General features: G+C 50.0%; 24 protein-coding genes and 1 pseudogene. 18 read left to right on the top strand and 7 right to left on the bottom strand.

Annotation, left to right across the window (positions count from 1 at the left end; all coding sequences use genetic code 11):
- The first annotated feature begins 81 nt into the window (after nt 1-81).
- The 3 genes from D0Y50_RS00845 (at nt 82) to D0Y50_RS00835 (ending at nt 1,373) form a co-directional block, all read left to right on the top strand.
- Nucleotides 82-273, top strand: coding sequence for a CPXCG motif-containing cysteine-rich protein (locus D0Y50_RS00845; RefSeq protein WP_108567770.1), 192 nt, complete (start codon nt 82-84; stop codon nt 271-273).
- Nucleotides 266-889 carry a flavin reductase family protein gene (locus D0Y50_RS00840; protein ID WP_108567769.1) on the top strand — a complete coding sequence of 208 codons (624 nt, stop codon included), beginning with the start codon at nt 266-268 and terminating at the stop codon, nt 887-889. The genes D0Y50_RS00845 and D0Y50_RS00840 overlap by 8 nt, the downstream gene beginning before the upstream one ends.
- 190 nt (nt 890-1,079) lie before the next feature.
- Entirely contained in the window at nt 1,080-1,373 is a 294-nt protein-coding gene (locus D0Y50_RS00835) for a high-potential iron-sulfur protein (protein WP_108567768.1), read from the top strand.
- Nucleotides 1,374-1,626: 253 nt separating this feature from the next.
- Here the strand turns inward: D0Y50_RS00835 and D0Y50_RS00830 are convergent, their stop codons facing one another.
- Nucleotides 1,627-3,297 carry an amidase gene (locus D0Y50_RS00830; RefSeq protein WP_117315029.1) on the bottom strand — a complete coding sequence of 557 codons (1,671 nt, stop codon included), beginning with the start codon at nt 3,295-3,297 and terminating at the stop codon, nt 1,627-1,629.
- Nucleotides 3,298-3,380: 83 nt separating this feature from the next.
- On the bottom strand, nt 3,381-4,151 hold the full coding sequence (locus tag D0Y50_RS00825; protein WP_108567766.1) for a substrate-binding periplasmic protein: 771 nt from the start codon (nt 4,149-4,151) through the stop codon (nt 3,381-3,383).
- A gap of 154 nt (nt 4,152-4,305) precedes the next feature.
- Here D0Y50_RS00825 and prmA point away from each other — a divergent pair, with 154 nt between their 5' ends.
- The 10 genes and pseudogenes from prmA to envZ all read left to right on the top strand — a co-directional run bounded on the left by prmA (nt 4,306) and on the right by envZ (nt 15,434).
- Nucleotides 4,306-5,187: a 50S ribosomal protein L11 methyltransferase gene (gene prmA / locus D0Y50_RS00820; protein ID WP_108567765.1), complete on the top strand. Its 882-nt coding sequence runs from the start codon at nt 4,306-4,308 to the stop codon at nt 5,185-5,187.
- A gap of 221 nt (nt 5,188-5,408) precedes the next feature.
- Nucleotides 5,409-6,407, top strand: a complete 999-nt coding sequence (gene dusB, locus D0Y50_RS00815; protein ID WP_108567764.1) for a tRNA dihydrouridine synthase DusB — start codon at nt 5,409-5,411, stop codon at nt 6,405-6,407.
- 31 nt (nt 6,408-6,438) lie between these two features.
- The gene (fis, locus tag D0Y50_RS00810; protein WP_018982332.1) at nt 6,439-6,732 is read left to right on the top strand and encodes a DNA-binding transcriptional regulator Fis; all 294 of its coding nucleotides are present in this window, start codon (nt 6,439-6,441) and stop codon (nt 6,730-6,732) included.
- A gap of 86 nt (nt 6,733-6,818) precedes the next feature.
- The gene (purH, locus tag D0Y50_RS00805) at nt 6,819-8,417 is read left to right on the top strand and encodes a bifunctional phosphoribosylaminoimidazolecarboxamide formyltransferase/IMP cyclohydrolase (RefSeq protein WP_117315027.1); all 1,599 of its coding nucleotides are present in this window, start codon (nt 6,819-6,821) and stop codon (nt 8,415-8,417) included.
- Nucleotides 8,418-8,580: 163 nt separating this feature from the next.
- A complete protein-coding gene (locus D0Y50_RS00800; protein ID WP_117315025.1) occupies nt 8,581-9,396 on the top strand; it encodes a class I SAM-dependent methyltransferase in 816 nt (271 codons plus the stop codon).
- Between the two features lie 13 nt (nt 9,397-9,409).
- Nucleotides 9,410-10,699, top strand: coding sequence for a phosphoribosylamine--glycine ligase (purD, locus tag D0Y50_RS00795; RefSeq protein ID WP_117315023.1), 1,290 nt, complete (start codon nt 9,410-9,412; stop codon nt 10,697-10,699).
- A 232-nt stretch (nt 10,700-10,931) separates the two neighbouring features.
- Nucleotides 10,932-11,834, top strand: coding sequence for a phosphoribulokinase (locus tag D0Y50_RS00790; protein WP_108567760.1), 903 nt, complete (start codon nt 10,932-10,934; stop codon nt 11,832-11,834).
- Between the two features lie 198 nt (nt 11,835-12,032).
- Nucleotides 12,033-13,274: a sodium:proton antiporter NhaD gene (gene nhaD, locus D0Y50_RS00785; protein WP_117315021.1), complete on the top strand. Its 1,242-nt coding sequence runs from the start codon at nt 12,033-12,035 to the stop codon at nt 13,272-13,274.
- A gap of 106 nt (nt 13,275-13,380) precedes the next feature.
- The gene (ompR, locus tag D0Y50_RS00780) at nt 13,381-14,106 is read left to right on the top strand and encodes an osmolarity response regulator transcription factor OmpR (protein ID WP_108567758.1); all 726 of its coding nucleotides are present in this window, start codon (nt 13,381-13,383) and stop codon (nt 14,104-14,106) included.
- 18 nt (nt 14,107-14,124) lie between these two features.
- Nucleotides 14,125-15,434, top strand: a pseudogene (gene envZ / locus D0Y50_RS00775) (two-component system sensor histidine kinase EnvZ).
- On the opposite strand, the gene D0Y50_RS00770 reads toward envZ, so the two are convergent.
- Complete coding sequence (locus D0Y50_RS00770) at nt 15,431-16,624, bottom strand: MFS transporter (RefSeq protein ID WP_117315018.1); 1,194 nt, start codon at nt 16,622-16,624, stop codon at nt 15,431-15,433. The pseudogene envZ and the gene D0Y50_RS00770 overlap by 4 nt on opposite strands.
- Before the next feature lie 301 nt (nt 16,625-16,925).
- On the opposite strand from D0Y50_RS00770, the gene D0Y50_RS00765 reads away from it, so the two are divergent.
- Nucleotides 16,926-18,440 carry a serine hydrolase domain-containing protein gene (locus tag D0Y50_RS00765; RefSeq protein ID WP_108567755.1) on the top strand — a complete coding sequence of 505 codons (1,515 nt, stop codon included), beginning with the start codon at nt 16,926-16,928 and terminating at the stop codon, nt 18,438-18,440.
- Here the strand turns inward: D0Y50_RS00765 and D0Y50_RS00760 are convergent.
- Complete coding sequence (locus D0Y50_RS00760; RefSeq protein ID WP_108567813.1) at nt 18,423-19,328, bottom strand: LysR family transcriptional regulator; 906 nt, start codon at nt 19,326-19,328, stop codon at nt 18,423-18,425. The two genes, D0Y50_RS00765 and D0Y50_RS00760, sit on opposite strands and share 18 nt — an antisense overlap.
- A gap of 217 nt (nt 19,329-19,545) precedes the next feature.
- Here D0Y50_RS00760 and D0Y50_RS00755 point away from each other — a divergent pair, with 217 nt between their 5' ends.
- The gene (locus D0Y50_RS00755; protein WP_117315016.1) at nt 19,546-20,700 is read left to right on the top strand and encodes an iron-containing alcohol dehydrogenase; all 1,155 of its coding nucleotides are present in this window, start codon (nt 19,546-19,548) and stop codon (nt 20,698-20,700) included.
- Between the two features lie 148 nt (nt 20,701-20,848).
- A complete protein-coding gene (locus D0Y50_RS00750; protein ID WP_117315014.1) occupies nt 20,849-21,955 on the top strand; it encodes an NADH:flavin oxidoreductase/NADH oxidase in 1,107 nt (368 codons plus the stop codon).
- A 47-nt stretch (nt 21,956-22,002) separates the two neighbouring features.
- Here D0Y50_RS00750 and D0Y50_RS00745 read toward each other — a convergent pair whose 3' ends face one another.
- Nucleotides 22,003-22,896: a LysR family transcriptional regulator gene (locus D0Y50_RS00745; RefSeq protein ID WP_108567752.1), complete on the bottom strand. Its 894-nt coding sequence runs from the start codon at nt 22,894-22,896 to the stop codon at nt 22,003-22,005.
- A 97-nt stretch (nt 22,897-22,993) separates the two neighbouring features.
- Between D0Y50_RS00745 and D0Y50_RS00740 the strand changes: the two genes are divergently transcribed.
- Nucleotides 22,994-23,497 (top strand): lactoylglutathione lyase family protein, encoded by a 504-nt coding sequence (locus D0Y50_RS00740; protein WP_108567751.1) that lies wholly within the window; start codon nt 22,994-22,996, stop codon nt 23,495-23,497.
- Nucleotides 23,498-23,737: 240 nt separating this feature from the next.
- Here D0Y50_RS00740 and hslO read toward each other — a convergent pair whose 3' ends face one another.
- Together hslO and hslR are read right to left on the bottom strand one after the other, a co-directional pair.
- Nucleotides 23,738-24,640, bottom strand: a complete 903-nt coding sequence (gene hslO / locus D0Y50_RS00735) for an Hsp33 family molecular chaperone HslO (RefSeq protein WP_117315012.1) — start codon at nt 24,638-24,640, stop codon at nt 23,738-23,740.
- Between the two features lie 26 nt (nt 24,641-24,666).
- On the bottom strand, nt 24,667-25,071 hold the full coding sequence (gene hslR, locus D0Y50_RS00730) for a ribosome-associated heat shock protein Hsp15 (RefSeq protein ID WP_108567749.1): 405 nt from the start codon (nt 25,069-25,071) through the stop codon (nt 24,667-24,669).
- A 122-nt stretch (nt 25,072-25,193) separates the two neighbouring features.
- Between hslR and gspC the strand changes: the two genes are divergently transcribed.
- Nucleotides 25,194-26,150 (top strand): type II secretion system protein GspC, encoded by a 957-nt coding sequence (gene gspC, locus D0Y50_RS00725; protein ID WP_117315010.1) that lies wholly within the window; start codon nt 25,194-25,196, stop codon nt 26,148-26,150.
- The last annotated feature ends 1 nt before the right edge of the window (nt 26,151 follow it).

Below are 26,151 nucleotides of genomic sequence, written 5' to 3'. Positions count from 1 at the left end.
AACACCATAAGTACCAATCCAACCCCAATAATGGTTCGTAAGCATATTCACTGTTTTAATAAAATTTTAGTAAGGTGATTTATGAGCCTAACCACCCCCGCTTCTTTTAGCTGCCCTTATTGCATGGAACCGAATGTTGTCGAGATAGATGAAATTAATGATATCGGGCATATGCAAGTGCTTGATTGCCAGGTGTGCTGCCAGCCGATTGAAATGACGGTACATGGTCAGGGTGAGGAGTTGTCGGTTGAGGTGAATAGGGAGAATGACTGAATCCTGCATAAGCCGCCATGCTATTGAACAAATGCCGGACCGGTTTCGCGCCAGTTTTATTAATTGCTTATCCGGGTTTAAAAGCGCGAATTTGATAGGGACCTGTGCGCAAAGGGGCCAGCAAGAAAACGTAGCCATAGTTAGCTCGGTGGTTCATGTAGGTGCTAACCCACCTTTACTGGGAATGGTTATGCGCCCACATACCGTAGTACGCGACACCCTGGATAATATTAACGCTACCGGCGTTTATACCATCAATCATGTAAGTACCCATTGGACGCAACAGGCGCACCAAACTTCGGCCCGCTACCCAAGCGAGGTAAGCGAGTTTGACGCCACTGGCCTTACGGCCTGGTATAGCGATACCTTTGCCGCCCCATTTGTACAGCAAAGCCCAATTAAGCTGGCGATGCAACTCCAATCGATTACCCCCATTGCGCTTAACAATACTCAGTTTGTAATAGGCAGTATTGAAGAGGTATGGCTGGATGCTACGGGTATTGATGAGTCGGGCCGTATAGACTTAGCGACGCACAATGTGGCAAGTGTGGCCGGGCTGGATACTTACTATCGCGCATCCCGGATAGGACGCTACCCCTACGCGAAACCGGAATAGGGCCATGGGCCTGCGGGTAATCCACCTGAGCGAACGTTAAAAACACTGCAAAAATGGATATTTAGAGGTAAACTACAGTCATAGCATTGTTATGCTTTAGCACCCAAACCTGCCTGATTAGGCAGGTTTTTGTGTTTTAAGACAGGTATAAAAAAAAATCATTATCGTTTACATATAACCGGAGCTTGTTATGAAATCTGTAAATCGTCGTGACTTCCTGCGCATGACAGGGACTACCTTTATAGGCATGACACTAGGTGGAACCGCGCTAAGGGCACACGCTCAGGATGTGTTAAGCGCAGAAGATCCTACCGCTAAAGCATTAAACTATACGGCAAAATCCACCGTAGATGGCGCCAAGTGTGGCAACTGCATGTATATTCAGGGTGAAGACGGTAAGCAACAGCGGCCCTGTGCTATCTTCCCTGGCAAACTGGTAAATGCGGATGGCTGGTGTAGCGCCTGGGTTAAACGGCCAGGCTAGATGCGATCTACCAGATTGGCTGAACCGGTAAGTCAGACACGCCAAGCAGCGCCGCGAACCCGGTGGCGCCTTTGTGCAACGGCTTTCTCTCAGCCTCCTATCTTTCGGTTGTGGCGGCGTTATTATAGGGCTACCCGCTACTTTGCCTATGCTTTCCCGATCCCTCGCTTACTATCGTGAAAAATTCCCACTATGGCTACGCCATTATTGCTAACCGCGTTGTAGCACATAGCAGGTCAGGGTATCATCGGCATTAACGGGGCTGGTTTAGCCCCGGCGGGGCACTTGTCAACCCCGGCTGAAACACAGGTATAGCACTATCATCGCTGGGCAGCGTGGGAGCCGGGATAGGCGCATGCGCGGCCTCGAAAGCCTGCCCCGCTGCGAGTACCTCGTTATCCTGCCATTTCGCTCCAATAAAGCTCAAGCCTATCGGTATCCCTTTTAGCATCGCTGAAGGTACCGTTAGATGGGGGTATCCTGCGATGGCAGCCAGATAACCAATCCCAATAAAGCCATTAGGCGCATGATCGCCATAGACTAGATCAATTAAAAAAGCAGGCTGATTAGTGGGCGCTACCAGAATGTCCAGTTGGTGGTCCTTTATAAGTTTATCTATTCCTTGCTGGCGACTGGCCTGTTGTATGCGCGCCAACGCTTGCTGATACTTATCCCCGGTAGCCCCTTCCGTAGCCTGGGCTTGCTCAAATATATCCTGATTGAATATCACCATTTCGTGTTCACTACTTTGGTTAAACGCAATTAGCTGTGCCAGGGTAGTTGTTTTAAGAGGCGCCGGGCTATCGGCTAAATACGCGTTCACGCCGGTTTTAAATTCGGCCAGTAATACATAGTAGGCATCTTCCCAAAACGTCTCTGGTGTTTTGAAAGCCGTCAATTCGACTAATTCGGCGCCCTGCTCTTCCAACGTTTGAAGGGCCGCATTATAGGCTGTAATGACGGCATTATCGTCACCTTGTGCAAAGCGCACTACCCCAACACGCTTTCCTTTAAGCCCTGCCGGCTGGGGCGGTAACGGCGCAATGGCAGTCCAGGCTGGATCCAGGGTAGCCTCATCCTGGTTATCCCTGGCGGCCATAATACTGGCCATCAAGGCGGCATCGGTCACAGTCTTTACCATGGGGCCTGCTGTGTCCTGACTTGCTGATATAGGCACAATATGGCGTCTTGAGATAGCGCCCACCGTAGGTTTAAACCCCACGATACCATTGAAGGCAGAAGGACAGATAATAGAGCCGTTAGTTTCGGTGCCCACGGCCAAAGAAGCCAGATCGGCGGATATTGCGGCGCCGGAACCAGAAGACGACCCACACGCGGAGCGGGCCAGATTGTACGGGTTGCGAGTCAGACCACCCACGCCGCTCCACCCACTTACCGACGACTCGGATCGAAAGTTAGCCCACTCTGACAGGTTTGTTTTACCCAAAATGATGGCACCGGCAGCCCGCAGGTTTGCCACCAGCGGCGCATCGCGGCGGGTATCGTTGGTACGCAGTGCTTGTGAGCCGGCGGTGGTGGGTAGCGCCAGGGTTTCGATATTGTCTTTTAACAGTACCGGTAAACCATAGAGTGGGCCGGGCGAAATATGTTGTGTCGCCAGTGCCTGATCCATTGCCCTGGCTTGCTCCAGCGCATCAGGGTTTAACGCAATAATGCTATGCAGATTGCTATCAAGTTGGCTAATACGCTCAAGATAGCCACGGGTGAGGGCTTCTACCGATAAGGTACGATCAAGGATTGCCTGGCGCTGTAGGTAGGCTGGTTTGTCTAACCAGTTGGCAGCAGCCTTATCATACGAGCGCGAGGGATTGGGAGCGGTTTGCCCACCAGTGGCCGGGGCCGAACTGCTACAGCCTTGAAGTAGCGATAAAAATAATAATGCAGTGGCGCTATAAAGATGCATCAACGCGTCCTTGACGATAAATACAGAATAAATTCAGTACATCATGAAGCTGCCGTTAAAGCAAAAAGGCTATCGCAAAAAGCCTACCGTTCAGCCGGTACCCCCGGGTAGGCCAACCGATACTTTTCCAGCAAAGCCTGGTAAGTCCCATCTTGCTTAATCAAGGCCAACTGCAGATTAAAGTCGCGCCTTAGCTCATCATCAACAATCGCTGCCCGGTAATAGCTTTTCTCGAACAGGGGATGAAATGTAACATCTTTTTGAAACCGCGGTGACAGCTGCCCCCGTAGCCAGCTAAAAATGTTCTTATCCATCACCGCGACATCCACGCTGCCTAATAACAACATTTTCACCTGGCGGTCCTGCGCAGCGATTTCGACATACCCCTGATGACCGGTGATGGCCTGACTGAATTCGGGGCCCAGTACGTCGCGGGCGGTTTGAAACGCAAGTACCGTATACTGGCGTAAATCGGCGGACGTAGTGATGGCCAAATTCCGAGAGGCCAGGGTTACCGCAGCGTTTTGGTATTCAACATAGATATCTGAAAGCAGATGCCGGGCCACGTTATGCTGGTCGCTTACCGTCAGCACCATATCCCCCACCCCATTTTCTAACTGGCGGGCGCTACGACCAAAAGGCACAAACACCGGTTTCATGTGGTGGCCCATACGTGTCAAAATAGTCGCCGCTAACTCCATTTCAAAGCCTTGCGCACCTTCGGTAATAATATAAGGCGGCTTGTTCCACCCGGCAACCACAGTAATATCTCTGGCCGAAACCAACGTACAAAGACAACACCCTACAAGACACCACAACCAACGAGCGTTCAACAAAGCCAAACCAATCAGCATACAGATACCTAAAAATTAGCACTTTTAGCCGCCTTTACCAATATAAAGCGCGGCTATTCGCTATTCCCCAATCAATTTTTTACGCCTGAGGGTTGGTGGCAAAGCCGAAGAAACTGATACCATAGGGACATACTCACCAATACAAACGACAGACATGGCCTGGTTACAACTTCGAATAAACACATCTGCCGAGCAAGCCCAACAGGTAGGCACCATGCTTACCGCAAATGGCGCACAGGCAGTGACCTTCCTAGACGCTAAAAACACGCCGGTATATGAGCCCAAACCGGGCGAGGTAATATTATGGCCAGACACCCAGGTGGTAGGACTGTTTGAAGCGACCCAGGACATGACGGGAGTCATCCAGCGGTTGAGTAAATCAAAAATATTGGGGCCTGACTTCTTTCACAAACTTGACCCGTTAGAAGATAAAGACTGGGAACGCGAATGGATGGACAACTTCCACCCTATGCAATTTGGTGACCGCCTGTGGATTTGCCCTTCATGGCGCGATGTGCCCGATGCGAATGCAGTGAATGTGATGCTTGATCCGGGATTGGCATTTGGTACCGGTACCCACCCCACCACCGCAATGTGTTTACGCTGGCTCGATAGTGAGCCGGTGGCCGACAAAAGCGTGGTCGACTTTGGTTGTGGTTCAGGCATTTTAGCGCTCGCGGCACTTAAATTAGGCGCCAGCCGGGTGGTGGGTATAGATATCGATCCCCAGGCATTGCTGGCCAGCGAAGAAAACGCCCGCCGTAACGAGGTGGCCGAGCGCCTGGAGGTATATTTACCGGCGTATCAGCCCGACATTCAGGTTGATGTCGTGATGGCGAACATCCTGTCAGGACCATTATTAGCATTACAGGACGTCATTACCGGCTTTTGTAAGCCCGGTGGCAGGTTAGTCTTATCCGGTATTTTGGCTGAACTGGCGCAAAATATAGAAACGGCTTACGCCCGCGACTTTATATTAGATAAAACGCAAATTGACGGCGAATGGGCCAGGGTCTCTGGCACACGTCGGTCATAATTATCTGGTGTGCCGATATTTTTTTCTGTACAGAGTCTGAGCAAGTCAGGCTCATCCCTTATTAAATAAGCCCTGTGACGCAAATCCAACGAAAACTGTCAATAGCAAAAAGATAAATTTTGTGTGAATTTTAGCCTTTTCAAGGGTTGTGAAAATGCGTACACTTAGCGCCCCGTTTTAGCCAAGTGTTCAAATTCCGCGCAACTAATGGATTGTTAACCATGCAGATCGGTCCGTATAAATTGGATAACAATTTGATGTTGGCACCTATGGCAGGCGTCACTGACCGCCCGTTCAGGCAAATGTGTCGCCGGATGGGCGCGGGGCTTGTGGTATCAGAGATGCTATCAAGCAATCCAAAAGTGTGGAACACGGCCAAGTCTATGCACCGCATGGACCACACCGGCGAAGAAGGTATTCGCTCGGTGCAGATTGCCGGGGCCGACCCAGCGCTAATGGCTCAAGCTGCGCAGTTTAATGTATCAAACGGTGCGCAGATTATTGATATTAATATGGGTTGTCCGGCGAAAAAGGTTAATAAAAAGCTGGCTGGGTCAGCGTTATTGCAATACCCGGCATTGGTTGAATCCATTGTTCAGGCAGTGGTTAATGCAGTAGATGTGCCGGTAACGCTGAAGATAAGAACAGGCTGGAACACGGATAATCGCAATGGTGTAGATATTGCACGCATTGCAGAGCAAAACGGCATACAGTCTTTGGCTGTTCACGGTAGAACCCGAGCCTGTATGTACAAAGGGGTAGCAGAGTACGACACCATAAAATCGATTAAGGAAGCAGTATCTATTCCGGTTATCGCAAATGGTGATATTACGTCCGCGCTGCAGGCCCAACAAGTGCTGCAGTACACTGGTGCAGATGGGATAATGATAGGTCGTGGGGCGCAGGGGAATCCCTGGATTTTTAAACAAATCCTGCATTTCCTTGAAACCGGCGAGAACCTGGCAGCACCCCCATTGTCTGAACAGCATCAGGTGTTACACGAACACGTTGCGAACGTGCATGCCTTTTACGGGGATGTGATGGGCGTACGTATTGCCCGAAAGCACGTGGGCTGGTATCTCGCGGAGCATGATAAGGAACGTCAGTTTCGTAAAACGTTCAACGGTATTGAGCATGCTGATGTACAGCTCAACGCACTTGACGATTATTTTCAATCGCTGCAGAAGCGAGAAACCCGACAGATTTCTCCTGCAGCATAGTGATGACTAACTTATAGAGCAAGAAAGTATTATGTTCGATCAAAATGTGACTTCACCCTTTACTACGACAGTAACAACGCCTTCTCAAACACAAGCTCAAAAGCCGCTGCGTGATTCTGTAAAGCAGGCGGTAAACAAATACCTGAAGCAACTCGACAACGCGAACATCGATAACTTATATGAACTGGTGCTGGCCGAGGTCGAAGCACCGCTGCTGGAAGAAGTCATGACTTACACCCGCGGCAACCAAACCCGCGCGGCTATCATGATGGGCATTAACCGCGGTACGCTTCGCAAGAAGCTTAAACAGTACGGCATGAACTAAAATTCGACGGGCTTAGCCCAACCAAAGAGCACCTTCTAACGGTGCTCTTTTTGTTTCACACTCTATCAAATTAGCAAGACACCACTATGCACACACCAAAACCTATTAAACGCGCACTATTAAGTGTTTCTGATAAAACCGGTATTGTTGAATTTGCCGAAGCCCTGCATCAGGGTGGCGTAGAGCTGTTATCTACTGGCGGTACCGCTAAACTACTCAGCCAGGCAGGTTTACCTGTCACCGAAGTATCTGACCATACCGGACATCCTGAAATTATGGATGGTCGAGTTAAAACGCTACATCCTAAGATTCATGGTGGAATTCTGGGCCGCCGCGGGCAGGACGAAAGTGTGATGGCGCAAAATGAGATTGCCCCTATTGATTTGGTTGTAGTTAATTTGTATCCGTTTGCCGCCACCGTAGCCAACGAAGCATGCACATTAGAAGACGCCATCGAAAATATCGATATTGGCGGGCCCACAATGATGCGTGCTGCCGCCAAAAACCATAAAGATGTTACCATTGTAGTTAACGCTGACGACTACCATCGCGTGCTGGAAGAAATGAGCGAACACACTGGTTCACTCACCTATCAAACCCGTTTTGACCTGGCGATTAAAGCATTTGAGCATACCGCGCAATATGACGGCATGATAGCCAATTACTTTGGTGCACGGATTGATTCAGTGGAATGTGCTGATGACTGTACCCATCACCACAGTGAATTCCCTCGTACCATCAATTTGCAAATGGCGAAAAAACAGGACTTACGCTACGGCGAAAACAGCCACCAGGCTGCCGCGTTTTACGTAGAAAATGACATTCTTGAAGCGTCCGTAGCAACGGCTACCCAGCTGCAGGGTAAGGAACTGTCGTTTAATAATATCGCCGATACTGACGCCGCCTTAGAATGTGTGAAAGAGTTTGAAGAGCCAGCCTGTGTTATTGTCAAACATGCTAATCCGTGCGGCGTGGCGATCGGTGAGAATATCTTAAGTGCCTATGACCGGGCCTTTAAAACAGACCCGACGTCCGCATTTGGTGGCATTATCGCGTTCAATCGTGCGCTGGATGCGCAGACTGCCCAGGCCATCGTAGAGCAGCAGTTCGTTGAAGTGATTATCGCCCCGTCAGTAGATGAAGAAGCCCTAAGCATCGTGGCAGCGAAGAAAAATGTTCGCCTACTAGCTTGTGGCGACTGGCACGGACAGCTTACCGAAGGTTACGACCTTAAACGGGTTAATGGCGGGTTATTAGTTCAGGAACGCGATTTTGGTATGGTAGAGACAGACGATCTTCAGGTGGTTACCAAACGCCAGCCGGATGAAAACGAACTACGCGATCTGATGTTTTGCTGGAAAGTAGCCAAGTATGTTAAATCAAACGCCATCGTTTACTGCAAAGATGGCATGACAATAGGCGTTGGGGCCGGCCAGATGAGCCGGGTATATTCGGCGAAAATTGCGGGCATCAAAGCCAGCGATGAGCATCTGCAGGTAGCCGGCTCGGTGATGGCATCTGATGCCTTCTTCCCGTTCCGGGATGGTATTGATGCCGCGGCCGCGGCTGGCATTAAAGCGGTTATTCAGCCAGGCGGTTCAATGCGTGATCAGGAAGTGATTGATGCAGCCGATGAACATGGCATTGCCATGGTATTTACCGGTATGCGCCACTTCCGCCATTAAATAGCTGCATGGTTAAATCATTATTGTGCGATGACACGTAGTGGGGTAAAGCCCACTACGTGCTTTTACCCAAACGCTGGGTAGGTTACTCTTGGACACGCGCTTAGAAAAGGGCAGTATCTGGGGGCTACTTTTTATCATGACAATAAGATAAGGAATAACCATGAAACACACCATGCGTTTAGTTGCCGCTTCTGTGCTGGCAATGTCAGTAGCTTCGGCCGCCGTTGCCGACCCCATTAGTGATGCAGTAAAAAGCGAGCACCGCTCTGCCGACGCAAAACTACGGGATGAATTTCGTAATCCGCAACAAACCTTACGATTCTTTGGCGTTGAGCCCTCGGATACAGTCGTCGAAATATGGCCCGGCGGCGGTTGGTATACAGATATTCTGGCACCGCTAGTAGGCAAGGATGGCCAGTTGATTGCCGCCCATTTTCATGTAGACAGTGACACCCGCGATTATTACCGCGAATCCCTTAGCCAGTTTAAGCAAAAAGTAGCCGAGCACGCCCCCTACAAAGGTATTCAAATTACCGCTTTTGACCCCACTGATGCCCTGGATATCGCCAAGCCAGGTAGTGCTGATGTCGTCTTGACCTTTCGTAACGTGCATAACTGGTATTTTAACGCTGGCGAAGACGGTATGAGTAACGCTTTTAACGCGTTTTTTAAAGCCTTGAAGCCTGGCGGGGTGTTGGGACTGGTAGAACACCAACTTCCTGAATCCTACGCCGATGGCCAAATGGAAAAAAGCGGTTACATGAAAAAATCGGTGGTTGTGAAAGCGGCTGAAGCGGCTGGTTTTAAGCTTGAAGCAGAAAGCGCGATTAACGCCAACCCGCTGGATACCTCTGATCACCCCAAAGGGGTCTGGACTTTACCCCCCTCGCTTCGGCTTAACGATCAGGACCAGGATAAATATCTGGCCATTGGTGAGAGTAACCGTATGACCCTTAAATTTGTTAAACCAAAATAACGGAACACGTTGAATGAATGTACTTGTTATTGGCGGCGGTGGCCGCGAACATGCGCTAAGCTGGAAAGCCGCCCAGTCTACTTTGGTCAAGACCGTATTTGTGGCGCCGGGGAATGCTGGCACCGCAACCGAAACCGGTTTACAAAATGTCGATATTGCAGCCACTGATATTGATGGGCTGCTTAACTTTGCTCAACAAAACCAGGTGGGACTGACTATTGTTGGCCCTGAAGCGCCGCTGGTAGCAGGTGTAGTCGATGCTTTCGAGGCAGCTGGTCAGCCCATTTTCGGGCCGTCTCAAGCAGCCGCTCAACTAGAGGGTTCGAAAGCATTCACTAAGGATTTTCTGGCGCGTCAGGCTATTCCTACCGCGGACTATCAAAACTTTACCGAAATTGAGCCCGCCCTGGCCTATGTGCAGGAAAAAGGCGCGCCAATTGTGGTTAAGGCAGATGGCTTAGCCGCAGGTAAAGGCGTGATTGTGGCCATGACATTGGCAGAAGCAGAAGCTGCTATTCGCGACATGCTGGCTGGCAACGCCTTTGGCGAGGCAGGTAGTCGGGTCGTGATTGAAGAGTACCTGGATGGTGAAGAAGCTTCTTTTATTGTGATGGTGGACGGTAAAAATGTACTGCCTTTCGCTACCAGTCAGGATCACAAGCGTGCTGCCAACGGCGACAGTGGCCCTAACACCGGTGGAATGGGCGCATACTCTCCCGCTCCCGTGGTAACGCCGCAAATTCACCAGCGGGTAATGGACGAAGTTATTTTACCTACCGTGCAAGGTATGGCTGAGGAGGGTTATCCCTACAAAGGCTTTCTGTACGCTGGCCTGATGATAATGGCGGATGGCACCCCAAAGGTAATTGAATATAATTGCCGTTTTGGCGACCCCGAAACCCAGCCCATTATGCTGCGTTTGCAGTCCGATCTGGTAGCGCTGTGCCTGGCGGCCAGCAAAGGCGAGTTGGCCGGCCAGCAAATTGAGTTTGATGAGCGTGCGGCGGTCGGTGTGGTATTAGCGGCCGGTGGTTATCCGGGAAGCTACGAGAAGGGCGCCGTGATCAGCGGGTTGGATGCGGCGGCTAAACTGGATGGCAAAATTTTTCATGCCGGCACCAGCCTGCAGCAGGACGCGATTGTGACCAGTGGTGGCCGGGTGTTATGTGCTACCGCATTGGGGCCAAATGTCACTGCAGCACAACAACACGCCTATGCGTTGGTTAACTGTATCAACTGGCAAGACGTTTACTTCAGAACAGATATTGCACATCGCGCGATTGCCCGGGAAAGTCAGGCATAGTGCCCAGCAGGGTGAAGCAGAGGAAAACCAACTTTCCTCTGCTAGTTTATCCCTTACATATGATATTAGTAATATTTCTGCCATCGCTTTAAAAAGCTATCTACAGGCCAGTTTGCTGGCATTTTCATGCCTTTTAGCAGCTATTTTATTCAACTCCCTATTTAGGCAGGCTCTTGATTAATCGCCTCAGCCAGCTTATAACTAGGGTCCGGCTTCGAGCACAACAAACCGTATGTCTGTAAAACATCCTATTATTGCCATCACGGGTTCATCCGGTGCCGGCACGACCACCACCACCAATGCAATACGACACATTTTCAGAAACCTGAATGTCAATGCAGCGGTAGTTGGCGGTGACAGCTTCCACCGGTTTACCCGGCCAGAAATGGAAGTAGAAATTCGCAAAGCCCAGGAGCAGGGCCGTCATATTAGTTATTTTGGCCCCAAAGCGAATGACTTTGATTTACTCGAGTCATTGTTCACCGAGTATGCCCAAACTGGTCAGGGCCAGTACCGACAGTATTTGCATACCTTCGATGAAGCGGTGCCGTTTAACCAGATGCCAGGCACTTTTACGCCTTGGCAGGAATTACCGCAAAATACAGATCTGCTTTTTTACGAAGGCTTACATGGCGGCGTGAAAACCGAAGATAACGATGTTGCCCAGTGCGTTGACTTGCTGGTAGGCATGGTGCCGATAGTAAATTTGGAATGGATTCAGAAAATAGTGCGCGACACCACTGATCGCGGCCATTCCCGCGAAGCGGTAATGAGTAGCATTGTACGTGGGCTGGATGATTATTTTCATTATATTACGCCACAGTTTTCGCGTACCCATGTCAATTTTCAGCGTGTCCCTACGGTGGATACATCTAACCCGTTTAGCGCCCGCGAAATTCCCTCGCAGGACGAAAGTTTTGTGGTGGTGCGTTTTCGTCGTGAAATGCGCAATGTGAATTTCCCTTATCTGTTGCAGATGATTGATGGCTCTTTTATGTCGCGTATCAATACCCTGGTGGTACCGGGTGGCAAAATGGGCCTGGCCATGGAGCTTATCCTCACTCCATTGATTGAAGAAATATTGGATAAAAAGCGTCGGGCGGGCCATCAGATGGACTGGATAAGCACCGATTAAGTCACGGCCTTTGTTGCCTTTTGGTTAACCTTTGCGCGTCGTATACAACACCGTTTTCACACCCTATTAGCCTTTATCACAGGCCTCTTTTAAGCCCGGGAAATACGGCGAAAATACCTGTAATTTCAACGCACAATACCTGCTATTGTGCGCTGCTCGGCGTACCATTGCCGCCTTCCTTTTTCCGGGTTACCCCCTATGCTAGATTATGTTCTTATTGCCCTTGCCGTGTTGGCATTGGCGGGTGTTGTATTTGAAGAAGTAATACACGTAAATAAGGCTAAAACCACCTTGTTTTTTGGTACATTGGCGTGGATTTTACTGTTTATTGATGCATCGGCAGCGCAGTTGCCGTTAGTGCAGGAGAGCCTGGAGCACAACATCACAGAAATTTCGTCGTTGTGGTTATTCCTGGTCGCCGCGATGACCTTTGTGGCCTATTTAAATCGCAAAGGTCTGATTGAAAACATGCTCAATCTGATTATGCCTGGCAAAATCAGCCTGAAAAAGTTGCTGTTTGCCACAGCCCTGTTCAGCTTCTGCTTTTCCTCCCTGGCCGACAATATAACCGCCACACTGGTGTCGGTAGCATTAGTTCTGTCGTTAGGTCTCCCCCTTAATCAAACACTACGGTTTGCGGTGTTGGTGGTTTTTGCGGTGAATTCAGGCGGGGTATCCTTGATCACTGGCGATGTTACCACCTTAATGATATTTCTAGAGGGTAAAGTAACCATTACCCAACTCCTGGTGCTTATACTGCCCTCTTTTGTCGCCGTGATGTTGCTGGCTACCTGCCTGAGCTTTGGCCTGTCAGGGGTGGTTAAAATTCGCAAAGTACATCACCAGACCAACCCGGTGGACTATGTTATTGCGGCGGCATTTCTGCTGACTATAGTGTGTACCCTGCTAGGTAATGTCTTTTTCGCTATCCCTCCTATGCTGTCGTTTTTAGCTGGTATGGCAGTGATGTTTTTAATCGCCACGTTTATGGGTGAGGAAAAGGACGACGATCCTATTCTGGATTACATTCGGTTGATTGAATTCGATACCTTGCTGTTCTTCTTAGGCGTACTGCTGCTGGTGGGCATGTTGCAGCATATTGAAGCGCTGGATGCGCTACTGCAGATATACAGTCTGTTTGATCCTATTTATGCCAACCTGATAATGGGCATTTTATCGTCGATGATTGACAACGTGCCGCTGACCGCCGCCCTGTTGAAAGCAAACATTACCATGACCACCACCCAGTGGATGGGCCTGACCTATGCCGTCGGCGTGGGCGGTTCGTTGTTGGTCATCGGCTCTGCCGCAGGCATCGTTACCATGAGTAAAGTGAAGGGGTTAACCTTTGCCACTTACAGTAAGTTTAGTGCCTTACTGTTACTGGCCTACCTGGCAGGTTATGGCATGGTGTTGGTAGTTTCCCCATTAGCTTTATAACTGACTGACAACATTTGTAACACTCCCGATCCCCCAGCGTTGCGCTAAAACATTGGAGCAACGCTGGTTTGTGGTTATAGTGAAAGAAAAAAGCGGGTAACACACTATGGGTCAGGAAACCTCGAAAATACTGGTTGTTGATGATGACATGCGGCTGCGGGCCTTGCTCGAACGCTATCTGGTTGAACAAGGGTATCAGGTACGCAGTGCTGCCAACGCCGAACAAATGGACCGGTTGCTGGAACGTGAAAATTTTCACCTGATGGTGCTGGACTTGATGTTACCCGGCGAAGATGGGCTCTCTATTTGCCGACGCCTGCGACAGTCGCAAAACGAGCTTCCTATCATCATGCTGACCGCGAAAGGCGATGAGGTCGACCGCATCATCGGGTTGGAAATGGGCGCCGACGACTACCTTCCCAAGCCATTTAACCCTCGCGAGTTATTGGCCCGCACCAAGGCTGTTTTACGCCGCAAAATCAATGATGCTCCGGGGGCCCCGGCCCGGGGAGAGCAAATAGTTGAATTTGGTAGCTACCGGCTTAACCTGGCCACCCGTGAGATGTCGGACGCCGGTAAACCGTTATCGCTTACCAGCGGCGAATTTGCCGTACTTAAATCATTGGTTACGCATCCCCGCGAGCCGTTATCGCGGGATAAACTTATGAACCTGGCCCGGGGACGCGACTACAGTGCTCTGGAACGCAGTATTGATGTGCAGGTGTCGCGGTTACGCCGAATGTTAGAAAAAGACCCTACCAGCCCGCGTTATATTCAAACCGTATGGGGTTTAGGCTACGTCTTTGTACCTGACGGCGAAACCCAGGCCTGAGGGGGCTCGGCTATAAGCATGCGATTACTTCCTAAAAGTGCATTTGGCCAAACTGTATTGCTGATTGGCCTCTTACTGCTAATAAACCAGGTGGTGTCCTATCTATCGGTTACCTATTATTTTATACGCCCTACCTCTGCCCAGATAAACAGCTTACTGGCCACCCAGGTGCAAAGCATGCTGGCCAAAGATGTACTGCAAAGTTCAAAAGCCGTGAAGCGGGCTTACAGCGAGGCCACAGGCATAGGCATACTCACCCAGCAACAGGCGTTGAACCAGGGGCTGGCTGATGCCACCAGTTACCGGTTTATGTCTAATCAGGTCTCCGCCCAGCTACAACAAAAGACAGATGTAAGAATCAGTACCCCGGCTGCTGATGAAAACGTAAATCGCCCTTATCGGGTGTGGATCTCGCTATCGACCCATCCGGATATCTGGCTCAGTATTCCCTTAACTGGCTGGGCTGAAGCAAATGTTTCCCCGCTGACAATTTATTTGATGGTTATTGGTATTTTAAGTGTTTTAGGTGGATGGCTGTTCGTACGCCGGCTGAACCGGCCCTTGCATGCGTTGCAGCGCGCCGCACTACAGGTTGGTAAAGGACAAATTCCCCCCCGCTGAGCGAGCAGGGCAGCAGTGAGATTATTGAAGTAACCCGAGCGTTTAACCGAATGAATCAGGGCATTGCGCAACTGGAGCAGGATCGCACGGTGATGACGGCAGGCATCTCCCACGACTTACGCACGCCGCTGACGCGCATCCGCCTGGCCACAGAAATGTTGCCAGAAGAAAGTGACTGGATACGCGAAGGTATCGTCAATGATATTGAAGATATGAACGCGATTATCGACCAGTTTATTGACTATGCTCGAATGGATACGATCGGCCAGCAAGAGCCTAGTGACTTAAACGCATTAATCCGCGAACTTACCCAGGCCCGGCATATAGAAGAAAGTCATCATATTGAGCTTAAACTAACCCCCTTGCCGCTGATAATGCTGGGCCGAACCGCCATTAAACGGGTACTGGATAACCTGATTGAAAACGCATTTCGCTATGGCAGCGATAAAATAACCGTTACCAGTTTTTACGATGCCAATAAAAAGCGGGTGTATTGTAAAGTGCGTGACTTCGGCAGTGGTATAGCGGAAGACACCCTGCATGCCATGTTTTTACCGTTTACCCAGGCCGATAGCGCCCGTGGCAGTACCGGCTCGGGGTTGGGGCTGGCTATCACACGACGTATTGTTAATAGCCACAATGGTGACATTACGCTGCGCAACCACCCTCAACAAGGCCTGATTGCCGAGTTTTGGCTGCCTGCTTAAGCCGTGTCCTGGCTAGCCGATAAGTTGATGGTTTTGAGCTGACGTGAATAAAACCAAGCCGCCCCCCACATCCACACTGCAGCCATTGGTATCACCCAAAACGCGATGGTCAGGGGCGCGAAGTTAGCCCATACGCCGGTAGCAAAAGAAGACACCTGGACGCCAAACGAATTTCCGATAATAGTGATACCGGATAAAACCGGGCCTTTTTCCGGCGCTATATTCATTGCGGAAGACAGCACCAGCGGAAACAGGCCGCCCAGCCCTAAACCCAGTAACAAATTCGCACTACCAATAAGCATAAAGGTATCGGCAACTTTTATGCCCAGCGCCCCGGCCAGGCTTAGCGTTGCCATAATCACAGTCAGCCGGTGAATACTGAAGAAACGAAGAAAATAGGCAAAAATCAGACGACTTATCACCATGCCGGCGGTAAAAAAGGCCAGCAAATACCGTGAGTCATCACCACTAAAGCCCACGCCCTGCTGAGCATAACTAACAAACCAGTTAGCATTACCAAACTCCAGCGCGCCATACCCAAAACTGACCAGCGCCAGCAGTAAAAATACCGGCTGGCGGATAATATCGCCATAGCGCAGGGTCACCACGGGTTCTTTGGGCGTATCTTTTAGCAACTTCTTTTGGGAACGCGCAGCAAAATGCGTATACAGCGCAAGAACCAGTAACAACACCGTGACTATACGGATGGGCCAACGCCAGTCATGTACCACGGTGTAAATAAGGGTGACATAAAACGATGCCGCGAAGGTGCCCAGGCTAAACATGAAATCCATGATACCCATCATGGCGAAACGTTTTTGTGCGTAGAGCCTGGCGATCAGCGTATGCCCAATAGTAATAATACTGGAACTGACAATACCTACTGCGAACGCCGCGATAAGCAAGCTGACCTTGTCTTGCAGTAACGCCATAATAAACAGCAAAACGGCATCAGTGATACATAGCCAGGTAAGCAAAGTAAGAAAATCGAACCGGCTAACATACTTCCCGCCAATAATAGCGCCCAGCATCATACCCAGCGAAAACAGCAGGAAAAACGCCCCGCTGACCAGCTCAGACATCGCCATATCTGCAGCAATGTCAGGCAGTAAAATGCCCCACATAATAAACAACATACCCAGCAGAAAAAAACCGCTGAAAATCACAATCGTCATTGGCCTGCGGCTCATAGATGCTCCCTTGGTTTGGCTAAAGATAGTGCACAGATTGGCAGGAACTCGTTGTAGGTATGTTGTTGTTTGAATAGTAAGTAGCAGAGTTCTCAGGCTGGGAGTTAAGCATAGTTTTGACGGTTGCGGCAACTGTTACCTGCCAGCAATCATTATCTACCCTGCGTAACTGTCGCCATAGTGCCCCATACCGGTGTAAAATAGACGTAATACGATGCCGTAAGCATCTTCCTCAGTAACCTGTGATATCGTTGCTGGTCTATGGCGGGTTTTGCTAGCCCGTGTTTCAACAGGAGTAGGCATGAATAAGGTCGGTTGGGTAGCAGTATTAATGGTACTGGCGCTTTCCAGCGCTGCGGCTCAGGCCCCCCGTAAGGGTGAAAACTGGGCTATTGAGCGTATCGATAATTACCTGGGGCGTAGCATAACGCAGGGTTTTTCCGGTGCGGTTATGGTGGCCAACGGTAATCATATCGTGCTTAAAAAAGGCTATGGTAATGCCGTGCGTAATTCGGATATTCCCATTACGACCGCCACCCTGTTTGATATTGGCTCGGTTACTAAGCAGTTTACCGCAGCCGCGATTATCATGCTGCAAGACCAGCAAAAACTAAGCGTCAATGACACCTTAGCGCGCTTTTTCCCGAAAGTCCCCCACGATAAACAAAGCATCACCGTACACCAGTTGCTTACCCATACGTCGGGATTGCCTGCAGGACTTGGCGTGGGCGATTTCGAACATATTGGTACCACTGCCTTTTTTAACCGGCTAATGGCGACGCCATTGCGTGCGGCCCCCGGCGAACAATTTCATTACTCTAATGTTGGCTATAGCTTGCTGGCCAGAATTATTGAGCTGGTGGCCGATGACGACTACGAACGCGTCCTACAAACCTTGCTGTTTCGGCCGGCTGGGATGATGCACACCGGGTATCTGGCCTTTGATGCTTCCTCCAGTGTAACCGCCGCGGGCTATAAATCCGGGGTGGTCATGACCCCCACCACACTGTCGCGTTACAAGGCGGATGGGCAGGTCAGTTGGGCATTAAAAGGCAACGGCGGGATAATCTCGTCAATTGACGATATGTACAATTGGTATCTGGCGCTACGCAACCATGTAGTACTGAGCGAGGCGCAGGTAGAACTACTGACTACCCGGCATGTAGTAGAAAACGCCGAACGTAACCAGAGTTATGGCTACGGCTGGAGTATTTTTTCCTCTCCCCGAGGCAATAAAATGATAGGCCACAATGGCTCAAATGGGGTTTACTACTTCGACTTTAGATGGTTACCGGACGATGACCTGGCCATTTTATATGCGTCCAATGCGCTGATGAAAGATACACCCGCAGTAAGCGAAAATATTGAACTGATGCTGTTTGATGATGTGTTCAACCCGCCCGCCTTTGCCCCAGGCCCGGTAACCCAGGTGTTGGCGTTTGCTATGGCTTATAAAGGGCCTGCCCCGACGTTAGCAAAGACCATAGCCGAGAAGTTCAGTCAGCAAATAAGTGAACGCTACGTATTAAACCGGGCTGGACTTACATTACTTGATGCCGGTAAAACTGAGCGCGCCATAAGCGTGTTAAAACTGAATGTTGAGCGCTTTGCCGAAGATGGTAACTTATGGGATAGTCTGGGCGAAGCGCAACTGGCCGCCGGCCACCTTGAAGCTGCGAAACAAAGTTTTGTAAAAGCCCTGGTCAAAGCGCCCCAAACACAATGCTACTGGTGCGCAAACGCACAAGACAAGCTCCAACATATCAAAATGCGCCAGAAAGCGGCGATTCCGGTAACCTCAGCTGGTGCCGGTTAAATAGTTAATATTAGCAAAAGCCATAATGACATCTTTGGCAAAAGCTACCCGGGGGTGCTTAAGCGCCCCCTTTTTCCACACCAGATACACATTATTTTGTGGCCCCGGCTCCCCCAGTTCGATTAACTCCCCAGCCCGGATAGCGTCTTTGCAAAGATAATCGGGCAATACAGTATAGCCAATCCCCGAGCGTACAATACTTGCCAGGGCCCGAATATCCGGACATACAGCGGTAACCTGAGAATTACAGGTAGCATTGAATACTGCATGAAAATAATGCCGTATCAGCGGCAACTGCTCATCATAGGCCACTACCTTGTACTGGCTAAGTAATTCAGCACTTAGCGGTTGGCCAGCCAGCGCCCGGCCCTCGACCCGGTTCATTACCAAAAGCAGGGTTTCGCGGTCCAGAATTTGCCATTCGTAGCGGCTGGCGTCAGGCGCCGAAGCGGTGATAGCCAGTTCTGCGGTGGCATTCTCCAGCAGGCTGTAAGTATTGTTTTTATTGCCGGTATGGATAACCAGATTGACCTTTTGTGCCTGCAGTAAGTTGGCCAGTTGCGGCCCGGCCACAAAGCTTAGGTATTCAGCCGGCCCCGCCAGATTAAGCGTGCCAAAAACCGTGGCCGCCCGGCTTCGGATAGACGCCACTTTTTGTTCCAGTATATCAATGTGTGAGGAGACCTGTAACGCCAAGTCGTGCGCTACCGAAGTGGGTTCAACGCCGCGGGCTTGGCGAATGAACAATTCTTTGCCGATCACGGTTTCCATGGTTTGGATATGCGAAGTTACCGCAGGCTGAGACATTTGTAAGTTGGCCGCGGCCCGGGTGATATTGCCACACCGGTACACTTCAACGAAGGTTTTAAGCTGAGTTAAATGGGACAAATTAGCAGCCATCAGATTTTTTATGCCTGCGCCTAACTTATCTGACTTCTGCCTGCCCGGCAATGCGCTTAGGATACAACTCATCATATTAACGACTGGTCACCATAGTGTTTTATTGATACCGGACTGCCCTGCCACAGGGCTCGCATGTCTACGGTATTCTTCACTGGCCGTGGTTGAGCAAACCTGCGTTAACCGTATATTAAGGAGCAGCGCGATGTTGAATTTTACTTTTAAAAACCGTACCGAAATTTTATTTGGCAAGGATCAGATTCAGGAAGTGGCAGCCCGTCTGCCTGAAAATGCCAAAGTGATGTTTTTGTATGGCGGTGGTTCAATCAAAAATAATGGCATTTACGCTGATGTTACCGGCGTGCTAAACGGCGTTGTGGTAACAGAGTTTGCTGGTGTTGAGCCCAACCCAGAATTCGAAACACTGATGAAAGCCGTGCAGGTAGCACGCGATAATGAGGTGAATTTTATCCTGGCAGTAGGCGGCGGTAGCGTTATTGATGGCGCTAAGTTTATTGCTGCAGCGGTCAATTTTACTGGCGACCCATGGGATATTTTAGTGAAAGACGCCGAGTTCGGTGAGCCTTTGCCCATAGGCGCAGTATTAACCTTGCCTGCGACCGGTTCTGAAAGTAATGGCAACTCTGTAGTTAACCGTAAGGAAACTGCGCAAAAGCGGGCGTTTGGTTCTGACAAGGTGCAGCCGGTATTTGCCGTATTGGATCCACAATATACTTTCTCGTTGCCTGCTCGACAGGTATCTAACGGGGTGGTCGATGCGTTCGTCCATGTTATTGAGCAATACCTGACATACCCGGTCAATGCCCCGCTGCAGGACCGTTTTGCCGAGGGTATTTTACAAACCCTGGTGAGTGAAGGCCCTAAAGCATTGGCAACGCCCCAAGATTATGACGTGCGGGCGAATATTATGTGGTCTGCCACGATGGCGCTAAACGGCTTAATTGGCAAAGGTGTGCCACAGGATTGGGCCACCCATATGATTGGCCATGAACTTACAGCGCTTTATAGCCTTGACCATGCCCAGACCCTGGCGATTGTTTTACCATCTCTGATGTTTGTCCAACGCGACCACAAAAGCGCCAAAATTTTACAACTTGGCGAACGCGTCTTTGGTATTACCGAAGGAGAGGATGCCAAACGTATTGATTTGACGATTAAAGCCGTACAGGACTTTTTTGAAGCCATGCAGGTTAACACCCGGTTGTCTGACTATCAGATAGACAAAAGCAACATCAACGATATTGTGGCCAATTTAGAAAAAAATGGCATGACTTCATTGGGCGAGCATGGCGATATTGACCTTGCAAAAGCCCGCGAAATATTAACGCTGGCCGCGTAACTCCGGCCATCACTGCAACGTATAGCGGCCATTGCTAACGCGCCACGGGCGCAAGGCTCAACCTGCTTTTCAGCATGGCCGTAGAGGGGCCGGTAGTACTTAACTACCGGCCCATGTTGCCCACCAGCTAGTTAAGGAACTGTATTAGATGTCAGCATTGTTTGATTCTTTTTCATTAAAAGACGTTACATTAAAAAACCGTATAGCCGTACCGCCAATGTGCCAGTACAGCTCTGAGGATGGGTTCGCCAACCAGTGGCACGAGGCCAACTATGCCTCCTTCGCCCGCGGTGGCGCCGGGCTGGTCATTGTTGAGGCCACGGCGGTATCCCCAGAAGGGCGTATCACCCCGAACTGCCTGGGAATATGGAAAGAAGAACATACCGAAGGTTTGGCTAACCTGGCTAAACGAATTAAGGATCAAGGCGCTGTAGCCGGTATTCAAATTGCCCATGCAGGGCGCAAAGCCAGTGCAAATCGCCCATGGGAAGGTGATGATCATCTACCGGCTGAAGATCCCAAAGCCTGGCAACCTATCGGTCCATCAGCTGAGGCTTTTGGAGCGCATTTGTCGCGTACGCCCGAGGCCATGTCGAAGCAGGATATTGAGCGAGTAAAACAAGACTTTGTTAACGGTGCTAAGCGTGCCCTGGAAGCCGGTTTTGAATGGCTTGAACTGCATTTTGCCCATGGTTATCTGGCCCAGAGCTTTTTTTCCAAACATGCAAACAAGCGTACCGATGAATACGGTGGCGATGCCGCTGGCCGGGGCCGGTTTTTACTGGAAACGCTGGACGCCGTGCGTGAAGTCTGGCCTCAGCATTTACCCCTGACCATTCGCTTTGGCGTTATCGAATATGATGGCGATGATGAGCAAACGCAGGCGGAATCGATTGCACTAATTAAGCAGTTTAAAGCACAAGGTGCCGACTTTGTTAGTGTGAGCATTGGCTTTAACACGCCTGATGCCACTATTCCGTGGGGGCCTGCTTTCCTGGCACCGGTGGCTGAACGGGTGCGCAATGAAGCCAATATACCGGTAGCGACAGCTTGGGGGGTCGATACGCCGGAGTTGGCCAACGACACTATCGAGAAAGGCCAGTTGGATATTGTGATGGTAGGTCGGATGCACCTGACCAACCCCCACTGGACCTATTTTGCCGCAAAAACACTGGCTGAAGACAACCCGTCATGGGTAATGCCCGCCCCTTACGCTCATTGGTTGCAACGTTACGCGCCTTCAGATGAACGCTAACTGCCATTGAGATATGCATAAAAACGCCGTCGCTGTACGGCGTTTTTTTATGCTAAATGCTTTGCCAGCAACGGCATAATTGTTTCAAACCGGGCTGGCAGCTCACGGTTTTTACGATGCACCAGATACAGCGGCTCGTTGATGAGCGGCACATTCCCCATTACCGATATTGCCTTATGGTAAGGGCTGTCCTGCAATACGCTGCGCGGTAAAATGGTAAACCCCAAGCCGCTGGACACGGGTAACAATATATCGTGAATCTGATTAATAAACCCTTTGGTGGGGATTCGCGAAAAGGGCACTTCACGTAACAAAGTTGACTCGCTATGGCTTAAGTACAAGGACGTATAATAATCGCTGTCGGGGTGGCGAATCATGCCCAGCGAACTGAGATATCCGGTAAGGGATTGCGCTCCTTGCGGACGATTTACCGGCACCATCAGGGCAATAGCTTCACGGCCAACAGGTTGGGCGGTAAAGTGCAACGAATCAGGCTTTTCGTTAACAATACCCAAGTCAATTTCGCCACTGGCGATAGCCGCTAGAATGCTTCGGTATGGCGCTGCCTGTAAGTGCATGATCAGGCCAGGATATTTATCCTGTAAAGTTAGTAAATGCTTATACAGCCGGATTGCGGTGGAACCCGAGCAAGCTATCCGGCACGGCCCCGTGAAGGGATCATCGGCCCCCAGCTGGGCTAATAGTTGCTGTTCTGCTTCATTTACCTGTTGGATATAGGCGTACAATTGCTCGCCCTGCGCGGTGATCGAAAAGCGCTTACCTTCACGCTTTAGCAGCAGATAACCACAAGCCTGCTCAAGCTTTTTAATATGCTGACTTACGCCAGGCTGGGTCATGAACAGTTTTTCTGCGGTGCGGGTAAAGTGTCCGCTATCTACCAGTACACGAAAAGTTTCCAGCCACACGGGGTTAAGTTTCATAACTCTATATTATCAAAATGACAATAAACCATAATTTATCATTTTATCGGAGACGGCGTAACCTTATCGGCGAATTAAACCATTAGCCGAGGTAACCATGACTACACCTTATCCAAGAACGTTTAGCCATATCGGTCTTTCAGTGCCTGATTTGGAAGCCGCCGTTAAATTTTATACCGATGTGCTGGGCTGGTATCTAATTATGAAACCGACCACTATTAAGGAAGATGATAGTGCTATAGGCCAGATGTGTACCGATGTGTTCGGCGCCGGCTGGGAAGAATTTAATATTGCCCACTTATCTACGGGCGACCGGATTGGCGTAGAAATTTTCCAGTTCAAAGGCCAGCAAAACCCGGATAATAACTTTGAATACTGGAAAACCGGCATTTTCCATTTTTGTGTTCAGGATCCTGATGTGGAAGGTCTGGCAGAAAAAATTGAGCAGGCCGGGGGCAAGCGTCGTATGCCTGAACCCCGTTATTATTTTCCGGGTGAAAAACCCTACCGGATGATTTATATGGAAGACCCGTTTGGTAATATTCTGGAAATATACAGCCACAGTTACGAGCTGACGTACGGCAGCGGCGCGTACGAATAGGCATAGCAAGGGCTAGTTACCGCAGTGAGCTGTTCGGTAACCCAGGGCCTTCGACAGCTTACCAATAAAAAGCCCGCCTGATTAAAGGCGGGCAAATATCACCATGAGAAAGTGATTTACGAAGGATTGAACAACAATCAGTAAAGTGAATTACTCAGCACTGTTCATTGTTTACTACGTGCCCAACTAAAAGAGGGTTTTATCCGATCCTCATAAATTTGTATCAGACTTCCCCAAAGGCTATTGGGTTTTGGTCGCCGTATCTTCAAAGCGTCCTGCATGGATAGCTTCCACATCAATACTGTCAAAGCGATATTCGGTATGGCAGTACTGACAATTCATCTTCACCGCGCCCTCTTCTTCCACAATTTGCAATAGCTCTGCTTTATCTACATTGCGTAATGCTTCTGCACTGCGGGTACGCGAGCACGTGCAGGCAAACTGTATCGTTGCCGGTTCGAACATTTCTACCTCTTCCTGGTGATACAGGCGGTATAGAATATCTTCTACCGGCAGGCTAAACAGCTCTTCACTGGACAGCGTTTCCGTCAGTTTACACAAATGCTCAAACCCGGTGTCCTGGGCCACATCAGTATTGCTGGCCTTGGTTGGCATGACCTGCAGTAACACGCCGGCAGCTTTCGCGCGTTCTGGTTCACTCAGATCAGTGCGTAAAATAACCTTGGTCGCCAGCTGCTCTGACTGCGCAAAATAGCCTTCTATGCATTCTGCTAAGGTAGGCTTATCCAGCGCCACCATCCCTTGGTAACGTTCGCCATCTTCCGGCGTAATAGTAATTACCAGAACGCCTTTTTCCATTAACTCTGCGAAACTTTCGGGCAAACTAGGTAAATCTTCATCCCAGCGGGCCACGCCGCGCAAGGTATGATCATCAGTGGCATTGACCACTGCATATTTTAACGCGCCCTGCCCCTGAATTTGCAAACCAATTTCGCCTTTGAACTTTAATATAGCGGCGAGCAAACATGTGGCTGCCGCCATTTCACTTAGCAGTTGTTGTATCTGTACCGGGTACTCGTAGCTATGTACGATATGTTGAAGACTGTCATCCAGGCGGGCAATTTCACCGCGTACATTAGCCTGGTTGAAAATAAAACGGTGCAATTGATCAAAATTTGTCATGGTTTACATTAATCCTGTGGTGACACTTAGCTATGCTTAAGTTTGATAATTTCGCGGCGCTGTTTTTTATCCGGACGGCCATCCGGCTTAGGGCTGTAGAACGAACTGAGTTGCCTGGCTTGTTGATTTTCTTCACGTTTAGCCACGCTTTGCTCGGTCTCTTTGTAAAGTTCCTGTGCCAGCGCGGCGCCCAAGCGTTTATCGCTAAGCCCCAGCACTTCAATTTCTCTGGTATCGTAGCCTGCAGGAATTTTGAGCATGGCGCCACATTCGACACTGCGCCCGGGTTTCGCCCGCTGGCCGTTATATTGAACTTTTCCCGACTGAACCATGTCTCTTGCCAGGGCCCGGGTTTTAAAGAAGCGGGCAGCCCATAGCCACTTGTCCAGCCTGACATTTTCACTTACCTGGGGTTGCTTTGGATTACTCATGTAATAATTTTGTCACTCTTGCGTTTTAGTGTTGTGACCCCCTTGCTGACTAGGCTATTATGAAATTGCCAGCGCACGGTTCACCTTATTTTAACTACTACAAGCAGTACCTCGTTGATAGCATGACATTCGATAAATTCAATTACCATTCCCTGACTGCCACATTGAGTCAGCATCAAAAAACGCTGCGCGTAGCAGTGGTCGTGCTATTAAGCCTGTATCTGCTGGCTTTTGCGGCACGGTTGGTATGGCAGCTTATGCCCGAACCAGCCGCGACCCTCGAACAGCCATCTTCTTCCGCGCCCCAGGCCTTGAGTTCAGCTGGCAAAGGTGGGGTCGATATTGCAAAAATACAACAGCTAAACTTATTTGGTCAGGAAAACCAGGCCCCTGAGGCACAGCCCGAAGAAACGGTGACCGATGCGCCCGAAACCCAGCTTAATTTAATACTTACCGGGGTGGTGGCCAGTTCAGTTGTGGCTGATGCTGCTGCTATTATAGAACACAAAGGCACCCAATTGGTGTACGGCCTGGGGGAAAAAATCGACGGCACTAACGCGACCCTCAATCAGGTCCAAGCCGACCGGGTTATTATTAAAAACGGCGTGCGCAAAGAAACCCTGATGCTGGATGGGCTGGATTATGATGAAGCCAACCAACGCCGGGAACAACCTGCTGCCGGACGCACCCTTACCACCAATAACCGGCGGCCGGCGCCGCCCCGGCCCAGTCAGCCAGCGCAACTGAGCCACGAAGCAGCGCAAGCCACGTCCGCGCTGCGCGAACAACCCGGCGATTTCACTGACTTTATTTCCATTACACCGAAAACCGATAACGGACAGTTGATGGGTTATCAGGTGAAGCCCGGCAAGAACCCGGCCCTGTTTCAGTCAGCGGGGCTTCAGGCAGGTGACGTTATTATACAGATTAACGGGTTGGACTTAACCGACACCCAACAGTCGATGGAAGCAATGAATGCATTGCGCTCGGCACAAACTATAGAACTGACACTGACCCGGGATGGGGATTATCAGACGGTATATCTCGATATGCCGGAATCTGGCGCAGAAAATGAATAGG

It is taken from the genome of Salinimonas sediminis (genome assembly GCF_003429285.1).
Lineage (GTDB): Bacteria > Pseudomonadota > Gammaproteobacteria > Enterobacterales > Alteromonadaceae > Alteromonas > Alteromonas indica.
Note: the sequence above shows the minus strand (reverse complement) of the source record. Positions and strands in the feature narration are given on the sequence as shown.